13 protein-coding genes are annotated in these 12,769 nt (G+C 72.9%); 3 read left to right on the top strand and 10 right to left on the bottom strand.

The window, feature by feature from the left end; all coding sequences use genetic code 11:
- Positions 1–9 precede the first annotated feature (9 nt).
- On the bottom strand, positions 10–639 hold the full coding sequence (locus ACFVS6_RS32595; RefSeq protein ID WP_389709567.1) for a class I SAM-dependent methyltransferase: 630 nt from the start codon (positions 637–639) through the stop codon (positions 10–12).
- A gap of 353 nt (positions 640–992) precedes the next feature.
- The gene (locus tag ACFVS6_RS32590) at positions 993–1,364 is read right to left on the bottom strand and encodes a YbjQ family protein (RefSeq protein WP_389709566.1); all 372 of its coding nucleotides are present in this window, start codon (positions 1,362–1,364) and stop codon (positions 993–995) included.
- Positions 1,365–1,507: 143 nt separating this feature from the next.
- Here ACFVS6_RS32590 and ACFVS6_RS32585 point away from each other — a divergent pair, with 143 nt between their 5' ends.
- The gene (locus tag ACFVS6_RS32585; protein ID WP_389709629.1) at positions 1,508–2,548 is read left to right on the top strand and encodes a S66 peptidase family protein; all 1,041 of its coding nucleotides are present in this window, start codon (positions 1,508–1,510) and stop codon (positions 2,546–2,548) included.
- A 170-nt stretch (positions 2,549–2,718) separates the two neighbouring features.
- Positions 2,719–3,540, top strand: coding sequence for an SAM-dependent methyltransferase (locus ACFVS6_RS32580; protein WP_389709564.1), 822 nt, complete (start codon positions 2,719–2,721; stop codon positions 3,538–3,540).
- A 7-nt stretch (positions 3,541–3,547) separates the two neighbouring features.
- Here ACFVS6_RS32580 and ACFVS6_RS32575 read toward each other — a convergent pair whose 3' ends face one another.
- From ACFVS6_RS32575 to ACFVS6_RS32560, 4 genes are all read right to left on the bottom strand, one after another.
- Positions 3,548–4,456, bottom strand: a complete 909-nt coding sequence (locus ACFVS6_RS32575) for a helix-turn-helix domain-containing protein (RefSeq protein ID WP_389709563.1) — start codon at positions 4,454–4,456, stop codon at positions 3,548–3,550.
- A 125-nt stretch (positions 4,457–4,581) separates the two neighbouring features.
- Positions 4,582–4,815: a DUF397 domain-containing protein gene (locus ACFVS6_RS32570; RefSeq protein WP_389709627.1), complete on the bottom strand. Its 234-nt coding sequence runs from the start codon at positions 4,813–4,815 to the stop codon at positions 4,582–4,584.
- A gap of 156 nt (positions 4,816–4,971) precedes the next feature.
- Positions 4,972–7,134 carry a bifunctional serine/threonine-protein kinase/ABC transporter substrate-binding protein gene (locus tag ACFVS6_RS32565; RefSeq protein WP_389709562.1) on the bottom strand — a complete coding sequence of 721 codons (2,163 nt, stop codon included), beginning with the start codon at positions 7,132–7,134 and terminating at the stop codon, positions 4,972–4,974.
- A gap of 37 nt (positions 7,135–7,171) precedes the next feature.
- Entirely contained in the window at positions 7,172–8,038 is an 867-nt protein-coding gene (locus ACFVS6_RS32560) for a hypothetical protein (RefSeq protein WP_389709560.1), read from the bottom strand.
- 340 nt (positions 8,039–8,378) lie between these two features.
- Here ACFVS6_RS32560 and ACFVS6_RS32555 point away from each other — a divergent pair, with 340 nt between their 5' ends.
- Positions 8,379–8,882, top strand: a complete 504-nt coding sequence (locus tag ACFVS6_RS32555) for a hypothetical protein (protein WP_389709558.1) — start codon at positions 8,379–8,381, stop codon at positions 8,880–8,882.
- A gap of 9 nt (positions 8,883–8,891) precedes the next feature.
- Here ACFVS6_RS32555 and ACFVS6_RS32550 read toward each other — a convergent pair whose 3' ends face one another.
- Genes ACFVS6_RS32550 through ACFVS6_RS32535 form a run of 4 tightly spaced genes read right to left on the bottom strand, consistent with a single transcriptional unit; the run spans position 8,892 to position 12,746 of the window.
- On the bottom strand, positions 8,892–9,239 hold the full coding sequence (locus ACFVS6_RS32550; protein WP_389709557.1) for an NTP pyrophosphohydrolase: 348 nt from the start codon (positions 9,237–9,239) through the stop codon (positions 8,892–8,894).
- Between the two features lie 11 nt (positions 9,240–9,250).
- Entirely contained in the window at positions 9,251–11,551 is a 2,301-nt protein-coding gene (locus tag ACFVS6_RS32545) for an AAA family ATPase (RefSeq protein ID WP_389709555.1), read from the bottom strand.
- 57 nt (positions 11,552–11,608) lie between these two features.
- On the bottom strand, positions 11,609–12,292 hold the full coding sequence (locus ACFVS6_RS32540) for an epimerase (RefSeq protein WP_389709553.1): 684 nt from the start codon (positions 12,290–12,292) through the stop codon (positions 11,609–11,611).
- A 19-nt stretch (positions 12,293–12,311) separates the two neighbouring features.
- Entirely contained in the window at positions 12,312–12,746 is a 435-nt protein-coding gene (locus ACFVS6_RS32535) for a VOC family protein (RefSeq protein ID WP_389709551.1), read from the bottom strand.
- Positions 12,747–12,769 lie beyond the last annotated feature (23 nt).

Genomic DNA, 12,769 nt, shown 5'->3' with positions numbered 1-12,769 from the left:
CGGGGCCGCTCAGGCCGGGCGGCGCGCGAAGCAGAACAGGTGTTCCTCGGGGCCCGCGAGCGGATCCGTGGGCGTGAAGAAGGCCGTGTGGTGGCGCAGCACGTCCAGTCCCGCCTCCGCGAGCAGTGAGAGGTGGTGTTCCGTGGAGAGACTGCTGACGGTGACGGGGTGGCCCATCCACTCGATGTCCAGGCCCCGGATGTCGCCGGGCACCGTGGCCAGTACGAGGTAGCCGCCCGGCACCACCCAGGACGCCATGCGGCGCAGTGCGGCGGCGATGTCCGGCTGGTCCATGACCAGCAGGGGGAAGAACGAGCAGACGGCGTCGTACCGGCCCGGTTCCGGCGCGTACGTGCGCACGTCGGCCTGCTCGAAGCGGGCCCCGGGGACCCGGGCGCGGGCCGCCTCGACCATGGCCGCCGAGACGTCGATGCCGGTCACGGCGTGGCCGGCCCGGGCGAGCACCTCGGCGGTGGGTCGGCCGGTGCCGCTGCCGACGTCGAGGACCCGGGCGCCGGCGGGGAGTCGGTCCGCGAGCCAGTCGAGGGCTTCGAGCTGGCCGGGCACCTGCCCGAACAGGTCGTCGTACCGCTCCCCCAGTGCGTCGAACACCTCTGCCGCTGACTTGCGTCGGGTCATGGCGCCTCCTCGTCTCGGGAGGCCACCGTACCGGGGGGCCGGCATGGGGCGGGGGGCCTTGTGAAGTCCCGACTTCAGGGCCGGTGGCCGACGTTGAGTTCGGCGATGGAGGTCCAGGGGGGCGGCGTATCACCGGGTGTGCCAGATGGTGGAGGGGTTCCCGTCCAGGACGTTCGCGGCGGCGCCGTTCTCACCGGCCGTCCCCTCGCTGTCGACGGCGGACGCGGAGGGCACCGGGGTGACCGTGGGCGTGTGGACCGTTCCGTTGACGAGGATCGCGCCCAGCGGGTCCTCGTTGCCGTGGAGCGGACTTGCGGGAGGGACTCACCGGGGCCGGATCGACCGGCCCCCGGTCAGGAGCCGGGCACCAGCACGACGGCCGTGCCGTAGGCGCACACCTCGGTGCCGATGTCGGCGGCCTCCGTGACGTCGAAGCGCATCATCAGCACCGCGTTCGCGCCGCGCGCCTTGGCCTGCTCGATGAGCCGGTCCATGGCCTGGTTGCGGGTCTCCACGAGGGTCTTGGTCAGGCCCTTCAGCTCCCCGCCGATCATGGACTTCAGGCCCGCGCCGATCTGGCTGCCCAGGTGCCGGGAGCGCACGGTGAGCCCGAAGACCTCTCCGATGACCTGCTCGACCCGGTACCCGGGGACGTCGTTGGTCGTGACCACCAGTACGCCGGTCTGCTGGGCGCCGGGCCCGCCGCCGTAGTCTTCGATACCCATGGGCCCACTGTGGCGCCAGCCCCGCCGCCGCGCATCCGCAGGCCCGCACCGGATCGCACGTTCGTTCGCACCTGGGGCCGTCGGGCGGCACCCGAAGCCGCCGGGGGCCGGGCCGTGGCCTCGTCTACGATCGCCCGATGACCATGATCGAGCCCGTCCACCCGGCCAAGCCCCGCCCCGGCGACCTGGTCGCGGTGGTGTCCCCCTCGTCCGGGCTGCCCGGACTGTTCCCGCTGCCGTACGAGCTGGGGCTGCGCAGGCTCCGGGAGGACTTCGGGCTGCGGACCGTCGAGTACCCGACGACCCGGCGCATGGGCGCGACGCCCGCGGACCGGGCCGCGGACCTCCACGCGGCGTTCACGGACCCCGAGGTCAAAGCGGTGATCGCCAGCATCGGGGGCGACGACCAGATCACGGTCCTGCCGCACCTGGACCGCGAACTGCTGCGTGCCCACCCCAAGCCGTTCTTCGGCTACAGCGACAACACCAACCTGCTGCTCTTCCTGAGGGACCTCGGCATGGTCACCTATCACGGCGGCTCGGTGATGGTCGAGTTGGGCCGTCCCGGCAGGATGCACCCGGCGACGGCGGCCTCGCTCCGCGCGGCGCTGTTCACCTCGGGCCCGTACGAGCTGACCGAGGCCTCCGCGTCCGGGGACGTCAACAGCCCCTGGGACGACCCGCGGACCTTCGACTCCGAACCGGTGACGGAGCCGGTCGACGGCTGGACCTGGTACGGCGGCGACCGGATCGTCGAGGGTCCCGGCTGGGGCGGCAACCTGGAGATCCTCGCCCAACTCCTGATGGCCGACCGCGTCGGACCCTCGGATTCCCATGCGGGCCGGGTGCTGTTCCTGGAGACCTCGGAGGAGATGCCGCGCGCCGAGGAGGTCTACCGCGTCCTGCGGAGCATGGGCGAACGCGGTCTCCTGCGGCAGTTCCCCGCGCTGTTGATGGGCCGGGCGAAGAGCTGGTCGTTCGACAGCCCCCTCGACGCCTCGGAACGGGCCGACTTCCGGCAGCGACAGCGGGAGGCCGTCCTGCGGGCCCTTCGGGAGTACGCCCCGGACACGATGGCCGTGTTCGACGTCGACCTCGGCCACACCGACCCGCAACTCGTGGTCCCCGTCGGCGGAAACATCCGGGTGGACGGGCCTGCGCGGCGGATCGTCGTCACCTACTGAGTCGGCTTCCGGCCGGCGGGCGCCCGCCTCCGGCCACCGGCCGGCCGGAAACCCGCGGCGGGCCGTGGGACCGGCCGGAAGCCGGTACGGGTCATTGGCAGGGGGACCGGCCACTCCCTACCATGGGCCGGTTCCACGGCACAGGCCCGGCAGGGCCACGAGGAGGGCACATGGACTTAGGGCAGAACCCCCAGCCACCCGTGATCGACATGCACACCCCGAGCGTGGCGCGGATGTACGACTGGCTGTTGGGCGGCGTGGAGAACTACGACAGCGACCGCACGGCCTGCGCCAAACTGCTGGAGATCGCACCCAGCACCCAACTCCTGGCCCGGAACAACCGGGCGTTCCTCACCCGGGTCGTGCGGACCCTCGTCGAGGACTACGGCATCCGGCAGTTCCTCGATCACGGATCCGGCCTCCCCACCCAGGACAACGTCCACGAGGTGGCCCAGCGCGTCGATCCCCGCTGCAAGGTCGCCTACGTCGACAACGATCCGATGGTCCTCGCGCACGCCCAGACGACCCTCCACGACAACGCCGGCACCCTGGTCATCTCGCGGGACATGCGCGACACCGCCTCGATCCGGCGGGCGACGGACACCTTCCTGGACTGGGAGGCGCCGATGGCCGCCCTGTTCGTGTCGGTCCTGCACTGCATTCCCGACACCGGCGACGAAATGGATCCCGCGGCGGTCGTGCGCCGGACCGCGGCCATGCTCCCGCCGGGCAGCTTCATGGTGATCTGCCAGCTCGTCAGCGACGATCCGATCGTGCGCGAGGACGTCACCCGCCTCATGGACGTGAGCACGCACGGGCATTGGGGCCGGGTGCGCGAAACCCACGAGGTCGAACGGTACTTCGACGGTCTGGAGATCCTCGAACCGCGTCTCGTGGACGTGGTGGACTGGCGGCCGGACAGCACTCCCCCGCCGGCCGAACTCCGGCCGAGGGACTGGGTCGAGTGGGGCGGCGTGGGCCGACTGCGCTGACCCCGGTTCAGCGGAAGGCGTCCAGCGCCTCGACGATCAGTTCCCGACTGCGGTCCCTGGAGGCCGCCGCGACCCGCAGGTTGCTCAGCGCGTTGCGGTGGTCGTCCAGGGCCCGCGGCCGGGTCACGTAGTTCGCGCCGTTGATGTGCTCGACGTACGCCAGCTCGCCGGGTCCGCCGTCGCGGAACTTGAGATGGGTGATCGGGTACGGCGGCGCGGCGACGTACCCCGACGTCATGTCGAGGATGCGGATGTTGACCCTGGCGGTGTCACCGGCGCTCAGCAGGTACGAGAGCTGCTCGCGCATCACCTCGGCGCTGCCGCAGCGCCGCTTCAGGACGCCCTGGTCGAGCAGTACGGTCAGCCGCGGCACCTCGCCCTCCATGAGCCGCAGGCGGCGCTGCGTCCGCAGCTGGACGACCCGGACGATCTCCTCGTGCGGGGCACTGGGCATGACCGCCCTGACCATGTGCGCCGCGTAGTCAGGTGTTTGGAGGATTCCGGGGACCACGAGGTTCTCGTAGAGGCAGATCTCCTCGGCGTCGCCCTCCAGTTGGATGAGGCGCCTGAGGTATCCGGGTGTCACGTCGCTGTACTGCTCGTACCACTCGCAGTCCTGGGCGAACTCCAGAAGCCGTTCGAGGGTTCGCGTTTCCTCGGCGTCCAGTCCGTAGTGTCGGGCCAGGTCCAGGACGTCCTTGGGCTTGGGAGGGCTCTCGCCCCGCTCCAGGCGGCTGATCTTCGAAACGGATCCGCGGATGACGGGAGCAACGTCCCGCAGGGTGAGACCGCGGTCCTCACGGAACCCCCGAAGCGCCTGGCCCAGGACACGGCCGGCCGCCGCCCGGCCCGGTTCTCTCCCCAGCGGTAATACCGGGGCGACCTGATCGGGCAGCGGCTCGGGGAGAGCGGGCATGTGGACTCCTATACGACTGGGGCAGGTCCCAGTCATCAGAATGGAGTCCCTCCACCCGACCGTCCAAGCTTTGGCCTACGATTTAGCCCGGAATTCAGCCTGTGGTGCGGCCCGGAGTCCGGCCGTCATCCCGTCAGGTGATCGAATTCGGATCGCTTCACACCGTCGACGAACGCCTCGATCTCGGCCGCCGTGAACACCAGCGCCGGCCCGTCGGGGAAACGTGAGTTCCGCATCGCCACACCACCGCCGTCGAGCGCGGCGACCTCCACACAGTTGCCGTTGCCCACGCTGGCACTGCTCTTCACCCAGGTCACGTCGGGAATCTCGCTCGCCACGACCCCATTGCGTAACTGCATGTTCGGTCCCCTTCTTCTCGGACGCACATGATCACGCAATCCCATATGGGATTGCACGACAAGCACTTACGAGAATGCTAGCCACGCACGGGACGAACGGGAGTCCCCCGAAAGGGTGCTCGCATATCGGCCAGGACCGGCCGGTTCTCTCCGCCGTCACGCGGGCCAGACCGTCGGCCGGTCCCCGAGCAGTCGGAACCGGCCCGAGGACACCGTGTAGAAGTGGAGGCCGCCGTCACCGGTGAAGGTGCCGTTCGCCGCCTCGAAGGCGTACTTCTTCGACACTCCCTCGTACTTCGTGGCGCGCACCGTCGCGAGCAGGTCCCCCCGCTCCACCCGGCCGCGACCCAGGCCCTGCGCGCAGCGGGCCAGCAGGTGCACCGCGTCGTAGGCCTCCGCCGCGTGCAGCGGGGCCGGACCGCCGTGCCGGGCCCGGTAGGCGGTGTCGAAGGCGCGGGCCGCGGGAGCCGCGGCCGGATCCACCGCGGTGGAGACGACCAGCCAGCCCTCCGCGCTCCCGGCCGCCTCCGCGAGGAACAGCGGGTCGTGCACCGCCCGGGTGCCGATCACCCTGCCCCGGTACCCGGTCGCGACAAGGGCGCGGGCGAGGCGGGCCGCGCCCGCGGGACCGCCGCCGTAGAGCACCGCCCCGGCTCCGGCGGCGTCGCGGGCGACGGCCGTGTGGTCGGCGTCCGCCGCCACCGTCGCCGGGGTCACGGGGCGTTTGCCCGCGCGCAGGGCCTCGCTGAGGGCGCGGGTGGTCTGCCAGCCGTACGGGGTGCCGTCGTCCACGATCATCGTGGTGCCCCGGTCCCGCCCGGTCAGGTACTCCACGACGGGCCTCATCTGGTAGGCGTCGTTGGGGCGCAGGCAGGTGAAGACGCGGTTGATGCGCGTGGTGTCGCCGTCGGAGGCGCTGAGGAGGGGCAGGCCCGCCCGGTCGTACCGGCCGAGCGCGGCGGCGACGGCCGGGCCCGCGGTGGCCGCGAGCACGGCCACCACCGACGCGTCGGCGGCGAAGCGCTCGGCCACCGCGGCGGCGGGGCCGGCGGCGCCCCGGTCGTCGGCCTCGGACAGCCGGTAGGAGAAGGGGAGTTCGGTACGGGCGGTGAGTTCCTCCACGGCCAGTCGGGCGCCGTCGCGCTGGGCCTCGCCGACGGCCCGGCCGGGACCGGTCAGGTCGGCCTGGAGGCCGATGGTGAGGGTGGGCCGCTCGGGGCGGAGCTCGGGCTCCCGGGGCGGATCCTTCCGCAGCGCGAACCAGGCGGCCGTGCCCCCGCCGCCCGCCAGGGTCAGGGCGGCCGCGGCCAGTACGGTCCGGCGGCGCGGGGAGGTACCGGCCGGGGCGGCTCCGGTCGGGACCGCGTCGGCGGGCACCGCCGCCGGGTCGTCCGGAGCGGCGCCGGGGCCGGGCACCGGCGCCGTCGGCCGGGTCGGTTCGATGTCGGGGAGTTGCAGCATCCGCGCCGAGCGTTCCGCGATCAGCTGGAGCAGCGGCGCGGGCAGCCAGGGGCCGGGCGCGTCCCCGGTCAGGGCCAGGCGCAGTCCCTCGGCCGTCGGACGGTCGGCAGGTGCCTTGGCGAGGCAGGCCGCGATGAGGGGCAGCAGGTCGTGCGGGATCCCGGTGGTGTCGGCGGTGTCGTGGACGGTGCGGAAGAGCATGGCCTCGACGGGGCCCGAGCCGAACGGTCGGCGCCCGGTGGCCGCGTACGCCAGGACGCAGCCCAGCGCGAAGATGTCGCTCGGCGGTCCGATGTGGCCGCCCTGCGCCTGCTCCGGGGACAGGAAGCCCGGGGAACCGATGACCACGTCGGTGGCGGTCAGCACGGTGTCGTCCAGGGCCCGGGCGATCCCGAAGTCGATGAGCCGGGGCCCGTCGGTGGCGAGCAGGACGTTCGCGGGCTTGACGTCGCGGTGGACCAGGCCGGCGCCGTGCACGGCCCCGAGGGCCTCCGCCAACCGCGCCCCGAGGAAGCGCACGCTGTCGGGCGGCAGTCCGCCGGCCCGGGCGACGGCGTCGCCGAGCGGCGGTCCGGGCACGAACTCCGTGGCGAGCCAGGGTGCGGGGGCCTCCGTGTCGGCGTCGACGACCGGCACGGCCCAAGGGCTGCGCACCCGGCGGGCGATGGCCACCTCGCGGCGGAAGCGCACCCGGAAGGCGGGGTCGTCGGCGTACTCGGCACGGACGAGTTTGACGGCGGCGAGGGCGCCGCCGGCGGAGCGGCCGAGCAGGACGACGCCCATGCCGCCCGCGCCGAGGCGGCCGAGGACGCGGTAGCCGCCGATCCGGGCGGGATCGGTGGCGTGCAGGGGCTGCATCAGCGGGCGCTCCCGACCCGCGCGCCGGCGCGGAGGCTCACTTCAGCTCCAGTTCGACGCGGTACAGGGCCTTCGCCCCGCCCTCGGCGGCCAGCATGAGGAGGTCGCGGGTCTCGTACCCCTGCGCCCCCTTGACGGAGAGGGCCATCACGACGCTCCCGATCCGGGACTTGGTCCACACGTAGCCCTGTGGTGCGCCGGGGCCGCCCGCTTCGGCCGAGATGAACTTCCCGGACTCGAACATCGAGGCGTCGGCGTTCAGGACCGACTCCTTCGGCTGGTGCATGGACATCAGGCCCCGCAGGAACTGCCCGCCGCCCAGGTCCTGGTCGGGGCAGCGGAAGCTCTGCTGCACCGTGTCCTGCATGTCGCGGTCGGCGGCGGCCGCGTCGCTGTGCACGGTGAGCGTGACCGAGCCCAGGACACGGCCCTTGCCGTCCTTGGCGGGCATGTCGATCCGCCGGGTGTGGCTGTCGAGCACGTCGGCGGGCATCGGTCCGCGCGACCACGCGCAGTCGGCCGACAGGACCGGCCGGTCCCCGCCGCTCTCGTACGGATCGTGCCGGACCATCCCGGCCGACCAGGAGTCCGGGTCCAGCGCGGCGGCCCGGGTGAACCGGCGCGCCTCCTCGGCGTTGTGCGGGACGCGCACCGGGTCGGGCGTGAAGGTGTAGGCCGTCGGCAGCGTCCCGGGGGGCGTGGACCCCGAGGGGACCGGTGCGGGCGTCCCGGCGGGAGGCCCGCTGACGGCCGGCGCGGAGGGCGTGGCCGTCACGGCCGTCCCCGAGGGTCCGGGCTCCGCCTCGGCCCCGCCGGCGTCCTTGCCGCATCCTGTCAGCAGCAGGGACACCACCAGCGCACCGCCCACTGCCCCTGTTCCCGCCAACGCCCTCGCTCGACGCATGACCGCCCCCTGAACTGCCGTCGGTTCCCCCTGCTCCGCACACCGTAGCCGGCGCGGCCGGTCGACCGCCTGAGTACCTGAGCCCAATCACCTGAGTAGGAAGGTCGGTTGCCGCGGCCAGGAACCACGGTCCGGACGACCGGGCGACCGGTACGGCCGGCGCACCCCCGGGTCCGACCCGCCCCGACCCCGGCCGCGTATTGGGCATATCGGGCTAAAGGGCGGTGCGTCGGCCGGGCCCGGCGGCGTCACCTCGCCATAGTCGTCCCTGGCAGCCGCCTGGTTGCCGCCCCGCGCCGCGCGACGCGGCCGGGCGGAAGTCTTCGTAGAGGAGCGGCTCATGCTGAAGCCCACCAGGACCATCCTCGCTCTCGCCACCGGAAGCCTGGTGCTCGGTCTGGTCGGTGCGGGCCTCGCCGTCGCGGACGACGGTCCGTCCTTCGACCAGCCCGCGCAGGAAGACGTGTACGACGACGTCCAGACCGGGGGCCCGGTCATCTACCCCAAGCCGCGCCACGCCCTGGGCAAGGTCGTCTCCCGCGGGCCGCTGAAGGTCCGCAGCAAGCCGAGCACGCGCGGGTACGAGCTGGGCAAGGTGTACCCGAACCAGAAGCTGGCGATCGAGTGCAAGCAGCGCGGTGAGCGCGTCGACGGCAACGACCTCTGGTACCTCCTCGACCGCAAGGACCGCCAGGAGGACATGAACGGCAGCGAGCCGGTCGCCCGCGACGACTCGGACGGCGCCCGCGGCGACGAGCGCCGCATGGACCACAAGGACCGCAAGGAGGCCTGGGTCTCCGCCCGTTACGTCAACAACATCACGCCCGTGAAGTGGTGCCGCTGACCGTCCGGGTCACTCCTGCGGGCGTACGCTCCGGGGGCCGGCGCACTCGGCTCCGTACGCCCGCACCCGCTCGCGCAGTTCCCGGTCCGCCGTGACCACGACGCAGCCGCGGCCCGCGTGGGCCGCGGCCAGCTCGACGATCCGGTCGTCGCCGCTGCCGGGCGCCCCGTCCACCCGTACGCCGGGCACGGACGCGACGCCCCGGGCGGCGCCCTCGACCACGAGGATGATCTCCTCCCCGGCGTCCCGCAGCGCGAGCCGGTCGCGCAGCCGCTCGGCGGCCGCGCGCCGGTCCCGCCACCAGCCGTCGGGGACGGACCCCACCACGTTCGCGGCGTCCACGATGAGGACCGTCACGGCGTCACCCCTCAGAAGTCGCCGTAGTTGACCTGCCAGGTGGGCAGGCCCATCCGGCGCCAGACCGCCACCACCCGGTCCCGGTCGTCGAGCGAGACGCGCACGGCGAAGCGGTCGCGCACGTGCGCGTCGAAGAGCTCCGCCTTGACCACGTCGTCGCGACGCGAGTCCCCGGCGGCCCTCATCCACAGCTCGTCGTAGGGCACCCGGTGGCTCCGCAGCCAGGACTCCGTCTGCGGGCGGTGTTCCTCACCGCGCCCCGACAGCAGCACGATCGTGTCGCCGTCGGCGCGCCGGAAGGCGTCGAGCGCGTGCCGCACGGACTCGTTGAGCAGGTCGAGCTCGCAGCGCGAGAAGTCGTACGGTCCACGGTTGCCGAGCAGGGCCAGGGTCCCGTCGATGTCGCACATGACGGCCGAGGGCAGTGCCGGGTCGGGGACGTACGGGCGCACGGCCGGCAGGGCCGCGCCGGCGGAGCCGCCGTTCATCCACTCCGCAGTGAGCCGCCAGCCGCCCTTGCGGGCCTTCTGGTGCTTGTCCGCGAGGATCCGGATGATCTCCTCGCCGACCTGGCGTTCCCGGGCCGCGTCGCGGCGCAGGCACTCCTCCAGGGGCACGTCGGTGAAGTCGTGCACGACGAAGGTGGCGAGGCCGCCGACCGCCGCCTTGAGCCGCTTCGGGATGTTCTTCGTCAGGTGGGTGTTGTCGACGACCACGTCGAACCCTCCCTCGACGGCGGCGCGGACGGCCGCGTCCTGCACCTCCAGGACGGTCTGCTCGTGCGCGAAGGACCGGCTCCGCTCGGGGTCCGGCAGGTCGAGCATGGCCCGCAGGTCGTCGAGGTTGACGCGGCGCATCCGCCCGCCCGACCGCGCCTGCAGGGCGCGGGCGGCGGTCGTCTTGCCGGAGGCGGGCAGACCCGTCATGACGTGCACGACGGGCAGCACGGCCTCACCGTCCGTCGCGGGGTCCGCCGCTTCCCGCGGAGCGGCCCCGCGCGGAGCGGTGTTCCGCACGGCGGGGGCCGCCGGGCGGGGCGCGGCCGACGCGCCGGCGCGGGAGGAGTCCCCGGGCACGGGGCGGCGCGTCCCCGCGGGTCCCTCCGCGCCCTCCTCGTCGCCGGTGCCGGCGTCGGCCACGTCGGGCCGTACGTGGCGCCAGCTGGTGAGTTCGGTGGAGCGGCCGTCGAGCCGCGTGAACATCGCCGGGCGGACGTCCCGGTCCGGCAGCTCCTTGACGGCGCGGGCGAAGGCGCCCCGGTCGGCGGCGAGGTGCGCGAGGCTCGCGTAGGCCTCGTCGATGGCCCGCTCGTGGTCCGCGGCCTGCTGCTCCAGGCGGACGATCACCTCGCGGACCCAGGCGTCGAACTCGTCGGGCACCTGCTCCAGCAGGGCGTCCAACGGCTTGCCGCCCGAGGCCTCGATGTCGGCGACGGTGCAGTTGAGGCCCTGCGCGAGCAGCTTGGCGGGCACGTCGGCGAACCGCTGGATGCCGTGGCCGCGCCAGATATCGCGCTCGTTGACTCCGGTGAGGACGTGGTGGAGCCGGACGTACTCGGAGAGCTTGGCCTTGGCGCGCACGCCGGAGGCGAAGCGCAGGACGAAGCCCTCCGCGTCGGTGCCGGTGGCGGGCGCGCCGCCGGGCATGGTGTTGGACTCCGTCAGCGCCATCAGTTCGGCGAGGGGCATGGCGGGCCACACCTTGACGACGGAGCCGACGCCCTCCCAGTGGGTCGCGGCCTCGGCGAGCGGGACCTCGGTGCCGTCCGGGCCGAAGGCCGCGAGGAGGACGAGGTCCCGGCGGTCGCCGTAGTTCACGACGATGCGGTTCTGCGGGTACAGGATCTCGGCGAGGTAGGTGACGCCCGGGCGCAGCCCGGTGGTGTCCTTGCCGTCGAGGCGCCGCTGGGCCCAGGTGGCCTGGGTGCTGACGAAGGACCCCTTGGAGGCGACCCGCCAGCGGCCCGCGTAGTGGAAGACCACGGCGAGGCTGCCGTCGACCTTGTCGTACACCTCGAACGGCTCGTCCGGGAGGGCGGGCGCGTACGGCATGCCGGCCTCGTGCTCGCCGACGTTGAAGAACTTCGGCAGCGGCAGGGCGACGACCGCGCCGGTGCTGTCGTCCGCCACGAGTCCGCGGCAGCGCGTGGTGACCTGGTCCCAGACGCCTTCGTACTGGGCCGACCTGGTGTAGGTGTAGATCGACAGCGGCAGCTCGGGGTGCGGCTTGCGGGTGACGTACCCGGCGGCGATCGACTCGGCCAGTGCCTGTGCGGGCACCAGGTCATGCAGAGTCAGGTGGTCCTGGCTCATGGGTTCCTCCCGGTTCGAGATGGCTCATTCTCGCCTGTGGGAGGGAGCGCCCGGTAGTCAATTATGCCTGGTGGGGGCAGCGCCCAGGCGGTTGATGTCCCGGGGTCGCAGGATGCGGCCGGGGACCTCGGCGCCGGCGGCGACGGCGATCATGGCGCGGCCGAGGTCGTCGGTGGTGGTGACGAGGTTCGGTGCGATCCGCCGGAGCACCGCGATCAGTGGTGCGGTGACCGTGTGGAGGGTTCGGTAGAGCCGGGTCTTCGAGGGGACGCCGCGCACGGGTTGGACGATCCCGGGGCGGAACATGTGCGCCCGGAAGGGGAGTTCCAGAAGGTCGTTCTCGGTTCGGCCCTTGACCCGGGCCCACATGGAACGCCCCCGGCCGGTGCTGTCCGTGCCTTCGCCGGAGACGTAGACGAAGGTGAGCCGGGGGTTGGCGGCGGCGAGCGGCCGGGCCACGGCGAGCGTCAGGTCATGGGTGACGCGGCGGTAGGCCTCCTCCTTCATGCCGACGGAGGAGACGCCGAGGCAGAAGAAGCAGGCGTCGTAACCGGGGAGTTCGGCGGCGAGGCCCGACAGGTCGGACGGGTCCGGCCGCACGACCTCGCGCAGCTTGGGGTGGCTCACGCCGAGCGGGGTGCGCCCGATCGCCAGGACGCGGGTGACGGCGTCGTCGCGCAGGCATTCGCGCAGGACGCCCCGCCCGATCATTCCGGTTCCGCCGAGGAGGATGACGTTCACACGGGGAGCCTACGTCCCGTCAGTAGGTGATGCAGAGCTCGTTGCCCTCCGGGTCGGCGAGGGTGGTCCAGCGGAAGGGGCCCTGGTGGCCTTCGTGGAGGTGGGTCGCGCCCATGGTCAGGAGTCGCTCGACGACGGTCTTCGGGTCGTCCTCCCCGATGCGGACGTCGAGGTGGACGCGGTTCTTCACGGTCTTGGGCTCCGGTACCCGCTGGAACAGCACGCGCGGCGCGTGTTCGGGTCCTTCGGGATGGCGGATCGCGGCTCCGACCTTCCAGACCAGCGTGCCGCGGTGGGTCGTCGTGTCCTCGTCCGTCGCGTGTCCGGCCGCGATCACGCCGCGGATGAACTGTTCGTCGCTGGGCTCGACTTCCCAGCCGAGCGCCTCGGCCCACCAGTCGGCGAGCGGGTGGGGGTCCGTGGAGTCGATGGTCACCTGGAACGTGTACGCCATGCCGGGACCCTAACCGAGCGCCT

This window comes from Streptomyces sp. NPDC057939, from assembly GCF_042887545.1.
GTDB lineage: Bacteria > Actinomycetota > Actinomycetes > Streptomycetales > Streptomycetaceae > Streptomyces.
Note: the sequence above shows the minus strand (reverse complement) of the source record. Positions and strands in the feature narration are given on the sequence as shown.

Coding starts and splice junctions, on each gene's coding strand:
- ACFVS6_RS32595 (WP_389709567.1), bottom strand. CDS start 639: ATGACCCGACGCAAGTCAGCGGCAGAGGTGTTCGACGCACTGGGGGAG.
- ACFVS6_RS32590 (WP_389709566.1), bottom strand. CDS start 1,364: ATGGGTATCGAAGACTACGGCGGCGGGCCCGGCGCCCAGCAGACCGGC.
- ACFVS6_RS32585 (WP_389709629.1), top strand. CDS start 1,508: ATGATCGAGCCCGTCCACCCGGCCAAGCCCCGCCCCGGCGACCTGGTC.
- ACFVS6_RS32580 (WP_389709564.1), top strand. CDS start 2,719: ATGGACTTAGGGCAGAACCCCCAGCCACCCGTGATCGACATGCACACC.
- ACFVS6_RS32575 (WP_389709563.1), bottom strand. CDS start 4,456: ATGCCCGCTCTCCCCGAGCCGCTGCCCGATCAGGTCGCCCCGGTATTA.
- ACFVS6_RS32570 (WP_389709627.1), bottom strand. CDS start 4,815: ATGCAGTTACGCAATGGGGTCGTGGCGAGCGAGATTCCCGACGTGACC.
- ACFVS6_RS32565 (WP_389709562.1), bottom strand. CDS start 7,134: ATGCAGCCCCTGCACGCCACCGATCCCGCCCGGATCGGCGGCTACCGC.
- ACFVS6_RS32560 (WP_389709560.1), bottom strand. CDS start 8,038: ATGCGTCGAGCGAGGGCGTTGGCGGGAACAGGGGCAGTGGGCGGTGCG.
- ACFVS6_RS32555 (WP_389709558.1), top strand. CDS start 8,379: ATGCTGAAGCCCACCAGGACCATCCTCGCTCTCGCCACCGGAAGCCTG.
- ACFVS6_RS32545 (WP_389709555.1), bottom strand. CDS start 11,551: ATGAGCCAGGACCACCTGACTCTGCATGACCTGGTGCCCGCACAGGCA.
- ACFVS6_RS32535 (WP_389709551.1), bottom strand. CDS start 12,746: ATGGCGTACACGTTCCAGGTGACCATCGACTCCACGGACCCCCACCCG.